Source organism: Kitasatospora sp. NPDC008050 (assembly GCF_042957465.1).
Taxonomy (GTDB): Bacteria; Actinomycetota; Actinomycetes; order Streptomycetales; family Streptomycetaceae; genus Kitasatospora.
The window spans coordinates 341026-360264 of the sequence record NZ_JBIBIJ010000007.1 but is presented as its reverse complement, the minus strand read 5'-3'; the positions used below and the strand labels follow the sequence as shown (position 1 = coordinate 360264).

Annotated in this window: 15 protein-coding genes; 11 read left to right on the top strand and 4 right to left on the bottom strand. The window is 74.0% G+C overall.

Annotated elements, in window-relative coordinates:
- Positions 1–54 precede the first annotated feature (54 nt).
- A complete protein-coding gene (locus ACFZB9_RS17145) occupies positions 55–1419 on the top strand; it encodes a sensor histidine kinase (protein ID WP_391447866.1) in 1365 nt (454 codons plus the stop codon).
- A gap of 116 nt (positions 1420–1535) precedes the next feature.
- Complete coding sequence (locus ACFZB9_RS17140; RefSeq protein WP_391447864.1) at positions 1536–3251, top strand: sigma-70 family RNA polymerase sigma factor; 1716 nt, start codon at positions 1536–1538, stop codon at positions 3249–3251.
- 121 nt (positions 3252–3372) lie between these two features.
- Here the strand turns inward: ACFZB9_RS17140 and ACFZB9_RS17135 are convergent, their stop codons facing one another.
- Positions 3373–3729 (bottom strand): hypothetical protein, encoded by a 357-nt coding sequence (locus tag ACFZB9_RS17135; RefSeq protein ID WP_391447862.1) that lies wholly within the window; start codon positions 3727–3729, stop codon positions 3373–3375.
- Positions 3730–3969: 240 nt separating this feature from the next.
- On the opposite strand from ACFZB9_RS17135, the gene ACFZB9_RS17130 reads away from it, so the two are divergent.
- Positions 3970–4416 (top strand): MarR family winged helix-turn-helix transcriptional regulator, encoded by a 447-nt coding sequence (locus tag ACFZB9_RS17130; RefSeq protein ID WP_391447861.1) that lies wholly within the window; start codon positions 3970–3972, stop codon positions 4414–4416.
- Positions 4417–4489: 73 nt separating this feature from the next.
- Positions 4490–6580 carry a prolyl oligopeptidase family serine peptidase gene (locus tag ACFZB9_RS17125; protein ID WP_391447859.1) on the top strand — a complete coding sequence of 697 codons (2091 nt, stop codon included), beginning with the start codon at positions 4490–4492 and terminating at the stop codon, positions 6578–6580.
- Positions 6581–6585: 5 nt separating this feature from the next.
- On the opposite strand, the gene ACFZB9_RS17120 is transcribed toward ACFZB9_RS17125, so the two are convergent.
- The gene (locus tag ACFZB9_RS17120) at positions 6586–6936 is read right to left on the bottom strand and encodes a hypothetical protein (protein ID WP_327066076.1); all 351 of its coding nucleotides are present in this window, start codon (positions 6934–6936) and stop codon (positions 6586–6588) included.
- A gap of 180 nt (positions 6937–7116) precedes the next feature.
- Here ACFZB9_RS17120 and ACFZB9_RS17115 point away from each other — a divergent pair, with 180 nt between their 5' ends.
- The 3 genes from ACFZB9_RS17115 to ACFZB9_RS17105 all read left to right on the top strand — a co-directional run bounded on the left by ACFZB9_RS17115 (position 7117) and on the right by ACFZB9_RS17105 (position 10226).
- Positions 7117–7305, top strand: coding sequence for a hypothetical protein (locus ACFZB9_RS17115; protein WP_391447857.1), 189 nt, complete (start codon positions 7117–7119; stop codon positions 7303–7305).
- Between the two features lie 226 nt (positions 7306–7531).
- Positions 7532–9583, top strand: a complete 2052-nt coding sequence (locus tag ACFZB9_RS17110) for a transglycosylase domain-containing protein (RefSeq protein WP_391447856.1) — start codon at positions 7532–7534, stop codon at positions 9581–9583.
- Between the two features lie 250 nt (positions 9584–9833).
- Positions 9834–10226 carry an SCO5389 family protein gene (locus tag ACFZB9_RS17105; RefSeq protein ID WP_391447854.1) on the top strand — a complete coding sequence of 131 codons (393 nt, stop codon included), beginning with the start codon at positions 9834–9836 and terminating at the stop codon, positions 10224–10226.
- A gap of 97 nt (positions 10227–10323) precedes the next feature.
- Here ACFZB9_RS17105 and ACFZB9_RS17100 read toward each other — a convergent pair whose 3' ends face one another.
- The gene (locus ACFZB9_RS17100) at positions 10324–12099 is read right to left on the bottom strand and encodes a hypothetical protein (protein WP_391447852.1); all 1776 of its coding nucleotides are present in this window, start codon (positions 12097–12099) and stop codon (positions 10324–10326) included.
- Between the two features lie 371 nt (positions 12100–12470).
- Positions 12471–13394, bottom strand: coding sequence for a LysR family transcriptional regulator (locus tag ACFZB9_RS17095; RefSeq protein ID WP_391447850.1), 924 nt, complete (start codon positions 13392–13394; stop codon positions 12471–12473).
- 84 nt (positions 13395–13478) lie between these two features.
- On the opposite strand from ACFZB9_RS17095, the gene ACFZB9_RS17090 reads away from it, so the two are divergent.
- From ACFZB9_RS17090 to ACFZB9_RS17075, 4 genes are all read left to right on the top strand, one after another.
- On the top strand, positions 13479–14198 hold the full coding sequence (locus tag ACFZB9_RS17090; RefSeq protein ID WP_391447849.1) for a succinate dehydrogenase cytochrome b subunit: 720 nt from the start codon (positions 13479–13481) through the stop codon (positions 14196–14198).
- Positions 14195–16153, top strand: coding sequence for a fumarate reductase/succinate dehydrogenase flavoprotein subunit (locus ACFZB9_RS17085; protein WP_391447848.1), 1959 nt, complete (start codon positions 14195–14197; stop codon positions 16151–16153). The genes ACFZB9_RS17090 and ACFZB9_RS17085 overlap by 4 nt, the downstream gene beginning before the upstream one ends.
- On the top strand, positions 16150–16884 hold the full coding sequence (locus ACFZB9_RS17080) for a succinate dehydrogenase/fumarate reductase iron-sulfur subunit (protein ID WP_391447847.1): 735 nt from the start codon (positions 16150–16152) through the stop codon (positions 16882–16884). The genes ACFZB9_RS17085 and ACFZB9_RS17080 overlap by 4 nt, the downstream gene beginning before the upstream one ends.
- A 114-nt stretch (positions 16885–16998) precedes the next feature.
- The gene (locus ACFZB9_RS17075; protein ID WP_391447845.1) at positions 16999–19137 is read left to right on the top strand and encodes a restriction endonuclease; all 2139 of its coding nucleotides are present in this window, start codon (positions 16999–17001) and stop codon (positions 19135–19137) included.
- Positions 19138–19239 lie beyond the last annotated feature (102 nt).

Here is a 19239-nt window from a genome sequence, read left to right as displayed (position 1 = left end):
GCCGACGAGGACCGGCCGCCGTCGCGACGACGCGGCCTGGGCCGGCTGCGCCCGATGACGGTACGGGCCCGGGCCACCCTGGGGGCCAGCGCCGTGGTGGCCATCGCGCTGGCCATCGCCTCGCTCGCGCTGCTCGGCCTGCTGGACGCCAACCTGCTGCACAACGCCGAGAGCGACGCCGAGGCGCAGGCCACCGCCGTTGCCCAGCTCGCCGACACCGAGACGCTCGACCCGCTGCTGACGCCCACCCACGGCGCCGACTTCCTGCAGGTGGTGACCGCCGACGGGCAGGTGCTCACGTCCAGCCAGAACCTGCTCGGCCGCCCCCCGGTGGCCACCGACCGGCCCACCGTCCCCGGCGTCGTGCGCACCACCTGGGACACCGGACCACTCGGCCGGGGCAACCGGCAGCGGGTGGTGGAGGTCACCACGCGGACCCGCGCGGGCCTGGTCACCGTCTACGCCGGCACCTCGCTGCGGGACGCCGACGCCGCCGACTCGACCACGGCCGCGGCACTCGCCGTGGGCGGGCCGCTGCTGCTGCTCACCGTGGCCTGGGTCACCTGGTGGGTGACCGGCCGGGCGCTGCGCCCGGTGGAGGCGATCCGGGCCGAGGTGGCCGAGATCAGCGACCGCGACCTGCACCGCCGGGTCTCGGTGCCGCGCACCCACGACGAGATCGCCCGACTGGCCGTCACCATGAACAGCACCCTGGACCGCCTGGAGTCCTCCGGGCAGCGCCAGCGCCAGTTCATCGCGGACGCCTCGCACGAGCTGCGCAGCCCGATCGCGGTGCTGCGCACCCAGCTGGAGGTGGCCCTGGCGGTGGACGACCCGGCGCTGCGGCCCGAGCTGATCAGCGGCGCGCTGGAGGACACCGACCGGCTCCAGCAGCTGGCCGCCGACCTGCTGCTGCTGGCCCGGATCGACTCCGCCGAGCCGGTGCCGAGCAACGAGCTGGACCTGACCGAGCTGGTCGAGGAGGCGATCGGCCAGCGGCGCGGCGACCCGCTGCCGATCCGCGCCCAGCTGGCCCCAGGGGTGGCGGTCACCGGCAGCGGCCTGTGGCTGACCCGGGTGGTGACCAACCTGCTGGACAACGCGCAGCGCTTCGCGGCGCGGGAGGTCGCCGTGCTGCTGCGGCCGGCCGAGGACGGGCGGGCCGCGGTCCTGGAGGTGCGCGACGACGGCCCCGGCATTCCCGCGGCGGACCGCGAGCGGGTCTTCGAGCGCTTCACCCGACTGGACGACGCCCGCAGCCGCGATCACGGCGGCAGCGGCCTGGGCCTGGCGATCGCCCGCGACCTGGCCGCCCACCACGGCGGCACGCTGACCGCCGAGCCCGCCGACCAGGGCGCCCGCCTGGTCGTGCGCCTGCCGCTCGCCGTCCCGCGCCCCCGGGCCGCTGTCGCGCGCTGAGCACTCGTAGGATTCTCTGCCGTCAGGCGAGATCCGCGAGAAGGTTTTCGTTATCGGCCGGTACCGGACGCGTCCCCCAAGGTGGACAGGTCGATTGACGAAAGAGGCTGGGCACGGTGGACAGGGCAGTGGACGAGGACGTGGTGGACCGGGCACGGACCGGCGACGAGCGTGCCCGTCAGGAGCTGCTCTCCGGGCACCTGCCGCTCGTCTACAACATCGTGGGGCGCGCGCTCAACGGGCATCCGGACACCGACGACGTGGTCCAGGAGACCATGCTGCGCGCGGTGGACGGCCTGCCCGAGCTGCGCGAGCCGGGCGCCTTCCGGTCCTGGCTGGTGGCGATCGCGATGAACCAGGTGCGCGACCGGCACCGCGCCCAGCAGACCGCCCGGACCGCCCAGACCGGCGGCGGGCTCGACGAGGCGCGCGAGATCGCCGATCCGGCCGGCGACTTCGTCTCCCTGACGATCGTCCGGCTGGGCCTGTCCGGCCAGCGCCGCGAGGTCGCCGAGGCCACCCGCTGGCTGGAGCCGGCCGAGCGCGAGCTGCTGGCGCTGTGGTGGCAGGAGGCCGCGGGCGAGCTGAGCCGCGCCGAGCTGGCGGCCGCACTGGAGCTGGCCCCGCAGCACGCGGCCGTGCGGGTGCAACGGGCCAAGGAGCGTCTGGACACCGCCCGGGTGGTGGTCCGGGCGCTGGCCGCCGGCCCCGCCTGCCCCGAGCTGGCCGCGCTCACCGCCGACTGGGACGGGCAGCCGGGGACGCTGTGGCGCAAGCGGATCGCCCGCCACGCACGCGACTGCGCCACCTGCCAGGGGCGGGCGAACGACCTGGTCCCGGCCGAGGGGCTGCTGGCCGGGCTGGCCCTGCTGCCGCTCCCCCGCCGCCTGCACGCCCGGCCCACGGCGAGCGCCACCGGCACCGCCCACGGCAGCGGCAGCGGCAGCGGCAGCGGCAGCGGCAGCGGCAGCGGCAGCGGCAGCGGCAGCGGCAACAACGGCGGCAACGGCCGGACGTCCCGGTCCGCCGGCCCCCAGCAGCACGCCGCGGGCCACGGCTCGCGGCACCGACCCGGCGGCGGCCGGCGCCGGACCGCGGGCCCGCGCGGGCGTCGGCGCCTGACGGTGCTGGCCCTCGGGGCGCTGGCCGCCCTGGTGGCGGCCGGCCTGGTCTGGGACGGTCTGCGGCCGGGGCCGCAGACCGCCACCTCGACGGGCGCCTCGCCCAGGAGCACCGCCGAGCCCGCCGCCCTGACGATCCCGGGCAGCGCGGTGCTGGACGCGGTGCCCGGCGTGGCGCCCGCGACCTCGCCCTCCCCGTCCCCCTCGACGGCCGGGCCCCAGTCGCCCGCCCCGTCGCAGTCGCCGTCCGCCGCGCCCTCGGCCGTCCAGGCGGCGCCGCCCCAGTCCGCCACCGCTCCGGCCACGCCCGCCGCCGCCCAGCGCGCGGGCAACGACGTCCAACAGGTGCTCAGCCTGGTCAACACCCAGCGCGCGCAGAACGGTTGCGGCCCACTCGCCGAGAACAACAAGCTGCAGGCGGCCGCCCAGGGCCAGTCCGACGACATGGCGGCCCGTCAGTTCTTCGACCACACCAACCCGGACGGCGCCGGACCGCAGCAGCGGATCGACGCGGCCGGCTACCAGTGGAGCACCTGGGGCGAGAACATCGCCCGCGGTCAGGCCAGCGCGTCCTCGGTGATGGACAGTTGGATGAACAGCTCGGGCCACCGGGCCAACATCCTCAACTGCTCCTTCAAGGAGATCGGCATCGGCATCCACTACGGCACCGGCGGCCCCTGGTGGACCCAGGACTTCGGCTCCCCGGCCTGACCCGGTCTGAACCGGTCTGAACCGGTCTGAGCCGGCCTGAGCCGGCCTGACCCGGTCTGACCCAGCAGGGGGGCATAGGACAGGTCCTGCTCCGACCCCGGAGCAGGACCTCGACAGACCCTCAGCTCGCCCGCGTCACCCCGTCCGGCCCGGGTGGCGCCCCGCGATCCGCGCCGCCGGCGGGCACGGCGCCCGCCGCGTTCGCCTGGGCGGCCTGGGCCGCCTGCACTTCGGCGCGGCCGAGCGCGAGGTGGGCGGCGCAGGCGACCACCACCCAGGCGAGGCCGCCGCTGTGGGTGTAGGCGTGCCCGGCCGTGTGCAGCTGCTGCTGATCGGTGCCGCAGTAGAGGCAGGCGTCGGCATGCAGCTGCTCACCGCTGACCAGCAACTGCTGGGCAGGGCCGTCGATCGGGTGGTAGTCGATCGCGATCGGCGGCCGGGCGGCGGTGAGCTGGTGCGGTGTCAGGTCCGAGGTCATCGGGTCAGCTCCAGGGTGAGATCTCCAGTGTTCTGGGCGGATCGACTTCGGTCACCCTGTGTGGCCGCTCGACTCCGCCCATGTGCTCAGACTGGCCCTGCCGGGCCGTCGGCGCACCCCGGATGGACAGATTGGCCGTCCTGTGCGACCCCTGGGGCGAACAGGGACCAGCCCACCGGCCCGGCACCCGACACAACCGTTCCGCCGGCGAACGGTTCCCCCGCTGCTACCGTTCCCGCTATGAATGCCGCTGACCCGGTGCCGCTGACCGCCACCACCACCTACCGGCTCGGCCTTCTCGGCGCCCTCGCCGGCGCCCGCTTCACCGAACGGATCGGATCGCTGCGCCTCAAGCCCAAGGACGTCGCCCTGCTCGGCCTGCTCCAGTCCGACGGCCCCACGGCCCAGCTGACGGTGGCCCGGCGCCTGGGCGTGGCCCCCAGCCTGGTGGTCACGGTGGCCGACCGGCTGGAGGTGCTGGGCGCCGTGCGACGCCTGCGCGACCAGAGCGACCGGCGACGTCAGCAGCTGGTGCTGACCGACACCGGCCAGGAGTTGCTGACCCGCTGCGCCGCCATCGCCCGGGAGCTGGACGAGGAGCTGACCGCCGGCCTGGACCCGGCCGCCCGCCAGGCCCTGGACGCGGCCCTCGGCACGCTCACCACCGGTCCGGGACTGCCGAGCTGACGGACCGTCGCGTTCGCGCACCGGCGCCGGACCCGGCCGCCGCGGGCCGTGCGCCGGATGCGAGAGTGTCGGCATGCCGATGATCTCGCTGCCCCACCAGCTGTCCCGGACCCGTGGATTCACCTTCGGCGCCGTCGATCAGGCCACCGTGAGCCCCGACGGCACCACCGTGCTCTTCCTGCGCAGTCGAGCCGGGGACGACCCGGTCAACTGCCTGTGGGCGCTGGACCTCGACTCCGGGGACGAGCGCCTGCTGGTCGACCCCGCCGAGCTGCTCGGCGGCGCCCCCGAGCAGCTCTCGGAGGAGGAGCGGACCCGACGCGAGCGCAGCCGCCGGCACACCGGCGGCATCGCCTCCTACGTCACGGACACCGCGGCCTCGCTGGCCGTCTTCGCCCTCTCCGGCAGCCTGTGGACGGTGGACACCGGCACCGGCGCCGCCCGCCGGCTGCCCGCCGAGGGCGCGGTGGTCGACCCGCGCCCCGACCCCACCGGGCGCCGGATCGCCTACCTGAGCGGCGGCACCCTGCGCGTGATCGGCGCCGACGGCACCGGGGACCGGGCGCTGGCCGCCCCGGACGGGCCCGAGGTGACCTTCGGCGCGCCCGAGCACGTCGCCGCCGAGTCGATGAACCGCGACCGCGGCTACTGGTGGGCCCCCGACGGCGAGCGGCTGCTGGTCGCCCGGGTCGACGCGGCCGAGGTGCTGGTCTGGTACCTCTCCGACCCCGCCAACCCGGACCGCCCGCCGCGCGCCATGCGCTACCCGGCGGCCGGCAGCCGCAACGCCGAGGTCACCCTCTGGCTCACCGAGCTGGACGGCGCCCGGCGCGAGGTCCACTGGGACCGGAGCGCCTTCGAGTACCTGCCGGCCGCCGGCTGGGACGCGCACGGCCCGTTCGCCGCCGTGCAGACCCGCGACCAGCGCACCGTACGGGTGCTGGCGATCGACCCCGCCGACGGCACCACCACCGTGCTGCACGAGCAGCGCGACGAGCACTGGGTCCAGCTGGTCGACGGCCTGCCCGCGCGCACCGGCGGCGGCGCGCTGCTCGGCCACCTCGACGAAGCGGACACCCGGCGCCTGACGGTGGCCGACACCCCGGTCACCGGACCCGGCCTCCAGCTGCGCGCGGTGCTCGGCACCGACGGCGACACGGTGCTCTTCACCGCCGGCACCGAGCCGACCGAGATCCACCTGTGGTCCTACCACCCGGAGCGCGGCACCGAGCAGCTGAGCGCCGAGCCCGGCGTGCACACCGGCCGGCTCAGCGGCGGCACCCTGGTGCACACCGCCCGCACCCTCGACCTGGCCGGCCCGCGCACCAGCGTGCGGCGCCCAGGGCGGCCCACCGTGCCGATCGCCTCGTCCGTCGAGACCCCGGTGCTGGCGCTGCGTGTCCTGGCGGAGGCGGTCGGACCGCGCGAGCTGCGCACCATGCTCTACCTGCCCTCCTGGCACCGGACGGGCGACGCCGCACTGCCGGTGCTGCTCGACCCCTACGCGGGCCCGGCCATGCAGAAGGTGCTCGCCCAGCAGTCCGGGCACACGCTGACATCGCAGTGGTTCGCCGAGCAGGGCTTCGCGGTGCTGGTCACCGACGGCGCCGGGGTGACCGGGCGCGGCCCGGCCTGGGAGCGGGAGATCCACGGCGACACCCTGGGCCCGGTCCTCACCGACCAGGTGGACGCCCTGCACGAGGTCCACCGGCGGCACCCGGGGCTGCTGGACCTGGGGCGGGTCGGCATCCGGGGCTGGTCGTTCAGCGGGGGCCTGGCCGCCCTGGCGGTGCTGCGCCGCCCCGACGTCTTCCACGCCGCGGTGGCCGGCGCCCCGGTCGGCGACCAAGAGCTCTACGACACGCACTGGCGCGAGCGGTTCCTGGGCGACCCCCGGGAGCATCCGGAGCGCTACGAGGCGTGCTCGCTGCTCGCGGAGGCGCCGAAGCTGAGCCGTCCGCTGCTGCTGATCCACGGGCTGGCCGACGACAACGTGTTCATCGCCAACACCCTGCGGCTGTCCAGCACCCTGCTGGCGGCCGGGCGGCCGCACGAGGTGCTGCCGCTCAGCGGGGTGAGCCACGCCGCCATGGCCTCACCGCTCTTCCCGCAGCTGCTCGCGCACCAGCTGGAGTTCCTCAGGCGGCACCTCGGCCTGGACTGACCTGCCTACGGCTGGACGTCGCTGCGCCCGGAGACCCAGGCGATCGCGTCGTGCACCCCGCGTGCGTACTCGCGCACCTCGGCGTCCAGGCGCAGGTCCAGGTGGCGCACCTGGGCGGCCTGCTGCTCGGCGCCGAGCTGCGCCGGGCAGGGGCCCTCGGGCCCGCTGGCGACACTCGCGGTGACCGGGGCGAGCCGGCCTCGGCCGAGCGCCCAGCGGTAGCCGTCCAGGGCTCCCTCGCGGGCGTGCGAGGGCTCGAAGGGGGTGTCGCCGATGTACTCCAGGCGCGCGAGCGCGCTCTCAACCTGCTCCCGGGAACGCGCCCCGACTCGGGACGTCACATCGTGGCTGGTCATGACCGCAGACTAAGCACGCCGCCGCGGCCGGGGCGCCTTCGAGGGGGCCAAGGGGGCGAACTCTTCACGAAGTTCGTACCGATTTGTTCCCTCTCAAAGGTGCGCGAGAGGCCGCTTCGGTTCCACACTCGTGAGAGCAGGGCCATCCGGCCGACCACGCCCCGAGCAACGGAGGCATTCATGTCCGAGCCCATCGACAGCGAGTCGCCCACCCCCGACCACCTGCTGCACACCGGATCCGAGCATCCGATCGACCCGGAGGACCTGGTGATGGCCTCCGGCCAGGACCCGACCCCGGCGCTGATCGAGAAGGCGCGCCAGGCCATGGAACGGGACGGCGCGGCCGCCGTCGAGCGCGTGCTCCCCTGACGTCGACCAGCCGCCGTCCCCTCCCGACGCCGCCGCCCCGGGCCCTGGCCCAGGGGCGGCGGCGTCGGCGTGCGCGGAGGGGGCCGGTGACCTGCGCCGCAGCACTGCGAGCACGAACGGACCGGCTGTCCCACCGATCGTGAGCACGCGATTGTCGCAGGCTTGTGACAGATCCCGCTCGCCGATTGGTCCGATTTACTCATTTTTACTGTTTAGGCTTCCCTGCATGTCTTCGTCGCATTCGGGCTCGTTCGTCCACAAGACCAAGCTCACCGCCACCTTCCTCGGTGTCAGTGTGGTGGCCGGCGCACTCACCGCGGGGCTCGCGCTGCCCGCCGTCGGTGGGGTCGGGCTGGGCGCCAAGAGTGCCGTCGGGGACTTCAACAGCCTGCCCGACGACTTCACCACGCCCGCGCTCTCCCAGGCGTCCACGATCTACGACGCCAACGGCGGGGTGATCGCCACCGTCTTCGACCGCGACCGCACGGTGGTCCCGAGCGACCAGATATCCCCGCTGATGAAGTCCGCGCTGGTGGACATCGAGGACAACCGCTTCTACCAGCACGGCGCGATCGACGTGAAGGGCGTGCTGCGGGCGCTGAGCAGCAACGCCTCGGGCGGCGGCACCCAGGGTGCGTCCACGCTCACCCAGCAGTACGTGAAGAACGTCTTCGTCGAGGAGGCCGGCAACGACTCGGCGGCCGTCCAGGCGGCGCAGGCGCAGGACGTGGGCCGCAAGGTCAAGGAGATGAAGTACGCGATCAAGGTCGAGCAGACCCTGACCAAGGACCAGATCCTGACCAACTACCTCAACATCACCTTCTTCGGTGAGCAGGCCTACGGGATTCAGGCGGCCGCCCAGCGCTACTTCAGCGTCGACGCCAAGGACCTCAGCCTGCCGCAGGCCGCGCTGCTGGCCGGCCTGGTGCAGTCGCCCAGCGGGTACGACCCGGTCGTCAACCCCAAGGCCGCCAAGGAGCGCCGGGACACCGTCCTGAAGAAGATGGCGCAGTACGGCACGATCACCCAGGCCCAGGCCGACCAGGCGATCGCCACCCCCGTCACGCTGAACGTCAGCCGGCCCAACCAGGGCTGCATCACCGCCCAGCAGGGCGAGGGCTTCTTCTGCGACTACGTGAAGAACCAGGTGCTCAACGACCCGGCGTTCGGTGCCAGCTCGGCGGACCGGGCGGCGCTGTGGAAGCGCGGCGGCCTGCAGATCCACACCACGCTGGACCCCAAGGCGCAGACCGCCCTGCAGGCCTCGGTGACCAGCCACGTCTACGCCACCGACAAGGCGGCGACCGCGATGACGGTGGTCCAGCCGGGCACCGGGAAGATCATCGCGATGGGCCAGAGCCGCCCGTACGGCGTGAACGCCAACCAGACCCAGATCAACTACAACGTCCCCAAGTCGATGGGCGGCGGCATCGGGTTCCCGACCGGCTCGACCTTCAAGCCGATCGTGGCGGCGGCCGCGCTGGAGAACGGCATCAACCCCTCGCAGTCCTACCCCTCGCCGTACAGCATGCAGTGGCCCGCCATGACGGACTGCGACGGCGGCAAGTACAAGTCCACCAGCGCCAGCATCGTGCACAACGACGCCACCTCGCTGGTCGGCCCGTTCACCATGGCCCCGGCCATGGCCCAGTCGGTGAACACCTACTTCGCCTCGCTGGAGGCGGACGCCGGGCTGTGCAGCGTGGCGCAGATGACCAACAAGCTCGGCATCACCCAGCAGGCCGGCGGCGAGAAGCTCAGCGTGGTGCCCTCGATGGCGCTCGGCAGCAACGACCTGACCCCGCTGGAGATGGCGAACGTCTACGCGACCTTCGCCGCGCACGGCACCTACTGCACGCCGACCGCGATCACCAGCGTCACCGGCCCCGACGGCAAGCCGCTGAACGTGCCGCAGAGCCAGTGCACCCAGGCGATGTCGACGACCACCGCGGACGAGATCACCACGATGCTCAAGGGCGTGGTGCAGGACGGCACCGGCAGCCCCGCCGGCCTGACCGACCGGGACAGCGCCGGCAAGACCGGTACCACCAACGACAGCCAGCAGGTCTGGTTCGTCGGCTACACGCCCGAGCTGTCGGGCGCCACGGTGGTCACCGACACCGATAACCCGACCTCGCTGGACGGGCAGCGGATCGGCGGGAAGTACGTCGACCAGGCCTTCGGCGGCACCCTGGCCGGGCCGGTCTGGCGGGACGCGATGAGCGGCGCGCTGCAGGGCACGCCGCCGTCGTCACTCTCCTCGGTGCCGCTGCCGTAGGCGGTACCGCCGTAGGCGATGCCACGGCCCGGGCACGGCGGTCCTCCGCCGTGCCCGGGCCGTTCGTCGTCGGTCGGCGAGCGGCCCGGCCACCGGCCCGGCCGTCGCGGGACGGCGGAGCGCTCGGGGCGTCGGTTGACACGGCGTCGTCGGTTGACACGGCGTCAGCGGTAAGCCACGATCCTTGATGGAAATGGATTTCATTTCACTCAGTGGTCCCTCGTCCGCGTCCTGAACGGAGCCCCACCGCATGTCTCTCACCGTCTCGCCCGAACTGCTCGCCCAGGCCGAGGCCGGGGAGGTGGCCGAAGCCGACTTCGTCGCCACCGTCCGCGACTCGCTCCCCTACGCCTACGGCATGGTCGAGCAGCTCAGCCTCGAACTGGCCGCCGGCGGCGTCGCATTCGCGGACAACCAGGTGGAGCCGCCGTCGGACGCCGAGCGCGGGCAGCTGCTGCGCGCGATGGCCAGCGACTCGATCCGGGGCAGCCTGGAGCGGCACTTCGGCGTGCGACTGGCGTTCATGAACTGCCACCGGGTGGCGGTCTTCCCGGTCGGCGCGGAGCAGGGCGCGGAGTACCGGGCGTTCGTCTCGATGCGCGCCCAGCTGCTCAACCAGACACCGGAGCTGCGCAGTTGCTGAGGCACGGGGTGAAGTGACGGAAACGGCCCGGCCCGAGCGAGTGACTCGCTCGGGCCGGGCCGGTTGTGCGCCGGGTGGCGGTGGGGCCGCCGGTGGGTCAGTCGGTGGGACGGGCCGCGGCGACGGCGACGCTCAGCGCCTCCTTGATCCGCGGGCCGAGCCGGGCGAACCCCAGCTCCTTCATGGTGGCGCGCAGCAGTTCGTCGTCGGTGCGCTGGACGTAGTCGCCGTCGATCCAGCGGACCAGGGCCAGCAGCTCCTCGGCGGAGTAGGCGGTGATCGGGCGGCCGGGGGCGAGGTCGGGCTTCTTCGGCCGGCGCACCCGCTTGGGGGCGGGCTCCGACTCCGGCTCGGGCTCCGACTCGGGCTCCGCGGCAGCGACGGGCTCGGGGGCGGGCTCGGGCTCGGGAGTGACCTCCAGCTCGGGCTCGGGGGTGAGCTCCGACTCGGGCTGGGCGGGGAGTTCCTCGGCGGCGGGGGCCTCGGCGACCGGCTCCGCCGTGGCGGGCTCCTCGACGACCGGCTCCTCAGCAGCCGACTCCTCGACGAGCGAGGCCTCGACATCCGCGACCTCGGTCACAACGGCCTCGGCCTCGGCGTCCTCGACGACGGGCTCCTCGACCAGCGTCTCGGCCACCGCCTCGACGGCCTCGATGGCCACCTCCTCGACCACCAGCTCCTCGGCGGCAGGCTCTTCGGAGACCCCCTCCTCGGCCAGCGGCTCCTCAGCAGCCGACTCCTCGATGACCGCTTCCTCGACGACCGACTCCTCGACCACCGACTCCTCGGCCACCGGCTCCTCGGTGCGGGCGATGGTCTCGGCGGCCGGCTCCGGGGACGGGGACGGGATGGTGATGTGCGGGACGGCCACCTCCCCCGCCTCGGCCTCGGTCACGACGTCCTCGACGTCCTCGACATCCTCGGCGTCCACCGCGCTCTCGGCCTCGAACTCGGCCTCGAACGCAGCCGTCTCCTCGGCCTCCGCCTCCCCGGTGGCGCGCTCGTAGGCGAGCAGCGCGGCGGGGCGGTCGGCCCGGGCGGCCGCGAGCTCGGTGAGCAACTCGCCGAGCGCGCCCGCCTCCAGCCCGGCACGCAGGGTACGCAGTTCGGGCAGGCGGTAGAGGGTGCCCTCGTCGGCGGCCAGCGCGTCGACCAGCGCGGCCAGTTCCTCGAACGGCAGGCCGGTCAGCTCGCGGTCGGCCAGCAGCCGTCCCAGCCCGCGCAGCGCGCCGGCCAGGGTTTCGGCGGCCTGCCCGGTGACCTCCAGCAGTTCGGCGTCGACCGGGCGGGCGGTGGTGCCGGCGGCCGGGGCGAGCGCCTGCCATTCGGCGCGCTCGGCGGCGGCCGCCACCAGCGCGGCATGCAGTGACTCCCGGCGCGGGCGGTCGGCGACGGCCAGCCGCTTGGCCTCGGCCCGCAGCTTGCGGCGCCGGCCCCAGGAGATCTTCAGCCCGCGCTCCTTGCGCCAGCTGCCGTTCGCGGTGGCCGCGGCGAGCGCGTCCAGGTCCGCCCCGTAGGCGCCCGAGCGCAACGTGGCGGCGGTCTCCTGGACCCGGCTCAGCAGCGCGAGCAGGGTGAGCACCTCGGCGAGGGTCGTCGGTTCGCGCAGCGCCGCCTCGGCGGCCAGCCGCGTGGCGGCCTCCTGCAGGACGGCCAGGTCGCCGCCGCGTACCTCGGCCAGCACGGTGGAGGCGGCCCTGGCCTCCTCGGGGTTGGTCACGGTGCCGGCCGCGGCGTACCAGGCATGGGTGTCGGCGGCGAGTGTGAAGCCGCCTAGTTCGGCGTACCGGAGCAGGTCCGCACGGAGGTCCGGCGCCCGGTCGGCCGCGGGACCGGCCGAGCGGTCCTGCGGCGGTACATCGGCGTTCTGCACGGGAAGTACTGTCATTGAGAACCGTCCGGTTCGTGGCGGGGAATGCGGGCTTTCGGAGAAGACTGGGTAAAGCTTCGGCGGGGCGGAGCGGGACGGCGCCCGGGGCGGGTGGAGCGAGTCCCGCGCACCGGTGTCCGTGCTGGTAGGCCAGGATACGGGTGGGCGTTCGAGGCTTGCACGCACCTGACCCTGTCCGCTGCCACTGTGGCGCGCCCAGGGCTGCGGCGCCCGCCTGACACGCCTCGCACGGCGAGCCGGTGGTGTCGCGTCACCCGAGGCGCCCAGCTGACACACCGTCAGACGAGGTGGGCCGGACCTGGCGATTCGGGCCGGGCGACGGCCGGACAGTCCGGACAGGCCGGTCAGTCAGGTCAGTCCGGGCCGAGCAGCCGGGTGCCGGGCGGCAGTGCCCCCACTCGCCCGGCCTGGGCCAGGTGATCGAGCAGCACGTCGCGCAGCGCCGCGGCCGCGCGGCTGAGCGGCAGTTCGGCACCGCTGGCCAGCGCGATCACCCGGCCCAGGCCCGGGCCGGCGAACGGGGTGACGCTCAGGCCGCTGCGGGCGGCCACCATGCCGGGCAGCACCGCGGGTCCGAGGCCGGCTCGGACGAAGCCGAGCACGGCATCCATCTCCCCGCCCGCCACGGCGAATTCAGGTTCGAAGCCGGCTGCCCGGCAGGCCGCCAGGGTGGCCTCGCGCACGTCGTAGCCCTCCCGGAACATCACCAGCGGCCGGCCGCGCAGGTCCTCGATCCGGGCCTGGCGACGCCTCGTCGGGGTGGCCGAGACCAGCACCAGGTCCTCGTAGAGCAGTTCGGTGACCGCGAGTCCGGGCGCCTCGCCGGCCTGCGGTGTGATGATCAACGCCAGGTCCAGTTCGCCGGCCGTCAGCGTGCGGACCAGGTCGCGTGAACCGTCCTCGCGTACGACCAGCTCGACGCCCGGGTGCCGGGAGCGGTAGACGCGCAGCACGTCGGGGACCAGGCTGGTGCACAGGCTCGGCGGGGCACCGAGCCGGACCCGGCCGCGCCGCAGCTGCACCGTCTCCTGGACAGCGAGCCGGGCGCTCTCGGCGTCGGCCAGGATGCGCCGGGCCAGCGGCAGCAGCGCCGCACCCGCGTCGGTGAGCGCGATGTTGCCGCGCGCGCGGTGGAACAGCTCGGCACCCAACTCCCGCTCCAGCGAACGGATCTGCTGGGAGAGCGAGGGCTGGGCGACCCGGGTCTGCTCAGCGGCCCTGGTGAAGTGCCGCAGTTCGGCGACGGCCACGAAGTAGCGGAGCTGGTGGAACTGCACAGCAGCCATCATAGCCGCTGCCTATGGTGGCGAGCCGGAAGATGTCTTGGACGGATCACCACTGCGGTTCCTAACGTTCTCGCCATGGCAGTGACAACGGGAGCGCGACCCCGCGAGTCGACGCGGAAACGGTCCACCCTGGCGGTGCTCTGGGGTTCGACCATCGGCAAGAAGGCCGCGATGGCGGTCAGCGGTGTGGCGATGCTGACCTATCTGGTCCTCCACATGCTGGGCAATCTGAAGATCTTCTTCGGGGCCGGCGACCTCAACGGCTACGCGGCCTGGCTGCGCACCATCGGCCAGCCCTTCCTCGGCCACGCGTGGTTCCTGTGGATCGCCCGGACCGGCCTGGTGCTCGCCGTGGTGGTGCACGGGGTGGCCGCCTACCAGCTGAGCCGGCGCGATCTGGCCGCCCGGCCGACCGGCTACCGGCGCACCAGGGCGCGGGCCGGCTACGCGACGCGGACCATGCGCTGGGGCGGGGTGATCCTGGCGCTCTTCATCGTCTGGCACATCCTGGACCTGACCACCCTGACCGTGAACCCGGTGGCCGACCCCGGGCACCCGTACCAGAACGTGGTGGGTGCCTTCCGCACCTGGTACGACGGCGGGATCTACTGCGTGGCGATGCTGGCCGTCGGCCTGCACGTGCGGCACGGCTTCTGGAGCGCCGCACAGACGCTGGGCGTCAACAACCCGCGCCGCGACCGGGCGTTGAAGCTCACCGCGAACCTGCTGGCGCTGGTGCTGACCGCCGGCTTCCTCTCCGTGCCGCTCGCCGTGATGACGGGAATCGTCCGATGACCTCCGAACTGCCCACCGACTACTCCGACTTCACGATCGGCGCGCCGATCGCCGACGCCACGGCGCCGGACGGCCCGATCGCCGGACGCTGGGACCGGCGCCGGTTCGAGGCCAGGCTGGTCAACCCGGCCAACCGGCGCGGGCGCACCGTGATCGTGGTGGGCACCGGCCTGGCGGGCGGCTCGGCCGGCGCAACCCTGGCCGAAGCGGGCTACCACGTGGTGCAGTTCTGCTTCCAGGACTCCCCCAGGCGGGCCCACTCGATCGCCGCGCAGGGCGGCATCAACGCGGCCAAGAACTACCGCAACGACGGCGACTCGGTGCGCCGGCTCTTCTACGACACCGTCAAGGGCGGCGACTTCCGGGCCCGGGAGTCCAACGTGCACCGGCTGGCCGAGGTCTCGGTGCAGATCATCGACCAGTGCGTGGCCCAGGGGGTGCCGTTCGCCCGCGAGTACGGCGGGCTGCTCGACACCCGCTCGTTCGGCGGCGTCCAGGTGTCCCGCACCTTCTACGCCCGCGGCCAGACCGGACAGCAACTGCTGCTCGGCGCCTACCAGGCGCTGTCGCGGCAGATCGCGGCGGGGAACGTGGAGATGCACCCGCGCACCGAGCTGCTCGACCTGCTGGTGATCGACGGCCGGGCCCGCGGCATCGTGGCCCGCGACCTGGTGACCGGCGCGGTCAGCGCCCACCTGGCCGACGCCGTGGTGCTGGCCACCGGCGGCTACGGCAACGTCTTCCACCTGTCCACCAACGCCAAGAACTCCAACGCCACCGCGATCTGGCGCGCGCACCGGCGCGGCGCGTACTTCGCCAACCCCTGCTTCACCCAGATCCATCCGACCTGCATCCCGCGCTCGGGCGAGCACCAGGCCAAGCTCACCCTGATGAGCGAGTCGCTGCGCAACGACGGGCGGATCTGGGTGCCCAGGACCGCCGGCGACACCCGATCGCCGGAGCTGATCCCCGAGGCCGAGCGGGACTACTACCTGGAGCGGATCTACCCCGCCTTCGGCAACCTGGTGCCGCGCGACATCGCCTCCCGGGCCGCGAAGAACGTCTGTGACGAGGGCCGCGGGGTGGGGCCCGGCGGGCAGGGCGTCTACCTGGACTTCGCCGACGCGATCGCCCGGCTGGGGCGGGCGGCCGTCGAGGCCAAGTACGGCAACCTCTTCGAGATGTACCAGCGGATCACCGCCGAGGACCCGTACCGGGTGCCGATGCGGATCTACCCCGCGATCCACTACACGATGGGCGGGCTGTGGGTCGACTACGACCTGCAGACCACCGTGCCGGGCCTGTTCGCGATCGGCGAGGCCAACTTCTCCGACCACGGCGCCAACCGGCTGGGGGCCAGCGCCCTGATGCAGGGGCTGGCCGACGGCTACTTCGTGCTGCCGGCCACCCTGGCCGACTACCTCGCCCAGGCGCCGAGCACCCCGGTGGCCGCCGACCACCCGGAGGTCACCACGGTGATCGCCGAGGTGACGGACCGGCTGAAGCGGCTGCTGGCCGTGGACGGCGACCGCAGCCCGGAGTCCTTCCACCGCGAACTGGGCCAACTGCTCTGGGACGAGTGCGGGATGGCCCGCGACGAGGCCGGGCTGCGCCGGGCGCTCGCCAGGATCCCCGAGCTGCGCGCGGAGTTCTGGCGCCGGCTCGCCGTGCCGGGCACCGGCGAGGAGCTCAACCAGACACTGGAGAAGGCCAACCGGCTGGTCGACTACTTCGAGCTGGCCGAACTGATGTGCCTGGACGCGCTGCACCGCACCGAGTCCTGCGGCGGTCACTTCCGCACCGAGAGCCAGACCCCGGGCGGTGAAGCGGCCCGCAAGGACGAGGAGTTCGGCTACGTGGCCGCCTGGGAGTACACCGACGGCGGCGCACCGGTGCTGCACCGCGAAGAACTGACCTTCACCGAGGTCCACCCCACCCAGCGGAGTTACGCATGAACCTCACCCTGCGGATCTGGCGGCAGGCCGGACCGGAGGCGCCCGGCGCGCTGACCACCTACCAGGTCACCGGGATCAGCCCGGACATGTCGTTCCTGGAGATGCTGGACACCCTCAACGAGGAGCTGATCCCGCGCGGCGAGGAGCCGGTGGCCTTCGACCACGACTGCCGCGAGGGCATCTGCGGCGCCTGCGGCATGGTGATCAACGGCCAGGCGCACGGCCCGGAGCGGACCACCACCTGCCAGCTGCACATGCGGCACTTCCAGGACGGCGACGTGATCGACGTCGAACCGTGGCGCTCGGCGGCCTTCCCGGTCGTCAAGGACCTGGTGGTGGACCGCTCGGCGTTCGACCGGATCATCGGCGCGGGCGGCTACATCACCGCGCCCACCGGCAGCGCCCCCGAGGCACACGCCACCCCGGTGCCCAAGGAAACGGCCGATCTCGCCTTCGAGCACGCCGAGTGCATCGGCTGCGGCGCGTGCGTGGCGGCCTGCCCCAACGGGTCGGCGATGCTCTTCACCTCGGCCAAGGTGGTGCACCTCAACGTGCTGCCGCAGGGCGCGCCGGAGCGGCGCAGCCGGGCGCGGGCGCTGGTGGGGGCGATGGACGAGGAGGGGTTCGGCGGCTGCACCAACACCGGCGAGTGCGCCACCGCCTGCCCCAAGGGCATCGGGCTGAACGCGATCGCCACGCTGAACCGGGAGTTCCTGCTCGGCGGCCGGTGAACCCACCGCGGCGCTGCCGCATGCCGCCTACGGTATCTCTGACACCGCCTGAGGCCGACCGGGAAGCGCCTAAGGTATCTCTGCGCAAGTCGGCGGCAGGGTGAAGGGGTGGACGTGGCAAGGCGAGCGGGCGGCGGGGTGCTCTCGGTCTGGGCGGAGGCGCAGCGGCAGGAGCAGCGGCGCAGGCAGGCCCAGGAGCGGGCGCAGGCGGCGGCGCAGCGGCAGGCGGCGCAGGCCGCCAGGGCCGCTTCGCTGGCCGCCGCGCGCGGGGAGCGGGAGGCGCAGAAGGCGTACCAGCAGAGCCGGGAGGCCGAGGCCGCCGAGCTGAGCGCGCGGCTCGACGAGCGGGTGGCCGAGCTGGACGGCCTGCTGCGGGTAGGCCTGGGCCGCCCCGCGTTCAGTCTCGATCCGCTGCTGGCGCCCGCCGCGCTGCCGGCCGCCTTCGATCCGGGGCGGCTCGGGGTGCCGGTCCCGATGCCGGATCCGGCGCGCTACCAGGTGCCGGCCCAGGGCGGGCTGCTGCAGCGCCGCCGCTACGAGGAGCAGCGCGCGCAGGCGCAGGCGCAGTACGAGCGGGACTGGCACCAGGCGCAGGCCGCCGAGCGGGAGCGGGTGCGGCAGCTGACGGAGTACCAGCGCGGCTTCGACGAGTGGGCGGCCGAGCACCGCCGGCAGGACACCGAGCGGATCGCCCGCACCCGGGAGCTGGCCGAGCGGCTGGGCCGCGGCGAGGACGAGGCGGTGCGCGAGTACTTCAGCGCGGCGCTGTACGGATCGGCCGGCTGGCCCGAGGGTTTTCCGCGCCGGCTCAGCCTGGCCTGGGATGCGACGCAGCGTCAGCTGGTGGTCGAGTGGGAGCTGCCCGGCTTCGACGTGGTGCCCGAGCACAGCCGGGTGCGGTACGTGAAGACGGACGACCGGCAGGCCCCGGTGGCCAGGGCGGCGGCCGAGCGCAAGCGGATCTACCGCGAGGTGCTGGCGCGCGGCGCGCTGCGGGTGCTGGACGAGCTGTTCCGGGCCGATCACCGCGGCCTGGTCGACTCGGTGGCGCTGAACGGCCTGGTGCAGGGCGTGGATCCGGCGACCGGGCGGGAGACCGGCCGGGTGCTGGTGGCGGTGGGCGCCGCCCGTGCCGCGTTCGGGGTGATCGCGCTGGACCGGGTGGCGCCGGTGGAGTGCCTGGAGGGCCTGGGCGGGCGGCTGTCGGCCCGCCCCGAGCGGCTGGCCGAGGTGCGCGAGGAGCGGCGGCCGCACGAGGTGGGCGCCCGGGTGCTGGGTCACGGCGAGGACGACCCGGACCTGTTCAGCATGGACCCGATCGCCTTCGAGGAGCTGATCGCCGAGCTGTTCCGGGCGCGTGGCTACCGGGTGGCGACCACCGCGCGCAGCGGGGACGAGGGCGTGGACGTGGTGGCCGTCGACCCCGACCCGGTGACCGGCGGCAAGATCGTCATCCAGGCCAAGCGCTACCGCTCGACGGTCTCCCCCACCGCGGTGCGGGACCTGGACAGCACGGTGCGCCACCACGGCGCGATCAAGGGCATCCTGGTGACCACGGCGCACTTCGGGCGCGGCAGCTACGACTACATCGAGAACAAGCCGCTGTCGCTGGTGAACGGGCCCGAGCTGGTCGAGCTGCTGGCCGAGCAGGGGCTGCGCGGACGGCTCGGCCCGGCGCCGTCGGCCCCGGTGGCCGGGCAGTCGGCGGACGAACGGTCGGGAGCCGGGGCGGGCGAGGTCCGGCTGCGGGTCGAGTGGCAGTCCCACACGGTGGCCGGTGATCCGGTCGAGCTGGACGTCTCGGCCTTCCTCTGCGCGGGCGGCCGGGTGCTGAGCGACGAGCACTTCGTCTTCTTCAACAACCCCGCCGATCCGGGCGGGGTGGTCCGGCTCGGCTCGGCGAGCACCGCCGCGGGCGACCGACTGCGCACCGCGACGCTGTCCTTGGCGCTGGACCGGGTGGGCCCCGAGGTGACGGAGGTGGCCGTCGCCGTCTCCACCGAGGAGGACCCGGGGCCGGCGCTGCCGCTGGGCTACCTGCACGGTCTGGCGCTGGTGGTCGCCGATCGCGCCTCGGAGCTGGAGCTGCATCGCTGGGCCGAGGGCACCAGCGGGATCGCGGAGAGCGCGCTGGAGCTGGGCGCCTTCCGGCGCACCGGGCCGGGCGGCGGGTGGCTCTTCGAGGCGGCGGTGCGCCCGGTGCCCGGCGGGCTGGCGGGGCTGGCGACCGGGCGCGGGGTGGCGATCGCCTGACACCCGGGACCCTGGGCCCACAGCTTCCCTGGGCCCACAGCTTCCCGGGGCCCGGCGGCGGGCGGCGGGGACTTCCGGTTACTGACGGATTGGCAAGGCCTT

Coding starts and splice junctions, on each gene's coding strand:
- ACFZB9_RS17145 (WP_391447866.1), top strand. CDS start 55: ATGACGGTACGGGCCCGGGCCACCCTGGGGGCCAGCGCCGTGGTGGCC.
- ACFZB9_RS17135 (WP_391447862.1), bottom strand. CDS start 3,729: ATGACCTCGGACCTGACACCGCACCAGCTCACCGCCGCCCGGCCGCCG.
- ACFZB9_RS17130 (WP_391447861.1), top strand. CDS start 3,970: ATGAATGCCGCTGACCCGGTGCCGCTGACCGCCACCACCACCTACCGG.
- ACFZB9_RS17125 (WP_391447859.1), top strand. CDS start 4,490: ATGCCGATGATCTCGCTGCCCCACCAGCTGTCCCGGACCCGTGGATTC.
- ACFZB9_RS17120 (WP_327066076.1), bottom strand. CDS start 6,936: ATGACCAGCCACGATGTGACGTCCCGAGTCGGGGCGCGTTCCCGGGAG.
- ACFZB9_RS17115 (WP_391447857.1), top strand. CDS start 7,117: ATGTCCGAGCCCATCGACAGCGAGTCGCCCACCCCCGACCACCTGCTG.
- ACFZB9_RS17110 (WP_391447856.1), top strand. CDS start 7,532: ATGTCTTCGTCGCATTCGGGCTCGTTCGTCCACAAGACCAAGCTCACC.
- ACFZB9_RS17105 (WP_391447854.1), top strand. CDS start 9,834: ATGTCTCTCACCGTCTCGCCCGAACTGCTCGCCCAGGCCGAGGCCGGG.
- ACFZB9_RS17090 (WP_391447849.1), top strand. CDS start 13,479: ATGGCAGTGACAACGGGAGCGCGACCCCGCGAGTCGACGCGGAAACGG.
- ACFZB9_RS17085 (WP_391447848.1), top strand. CDS start 14,195: ATGACCTCCGAACTGCCCACCGACTACTCCGACTTCACGATCGGCGCG.
- ACFZB9_RS17080 (WP_391447847.1), top strand. CDS start 16,150: ATGAACCTCACCCTGCGGATCTGGCGGCAGGCCGGACCGGAGGCGCCC.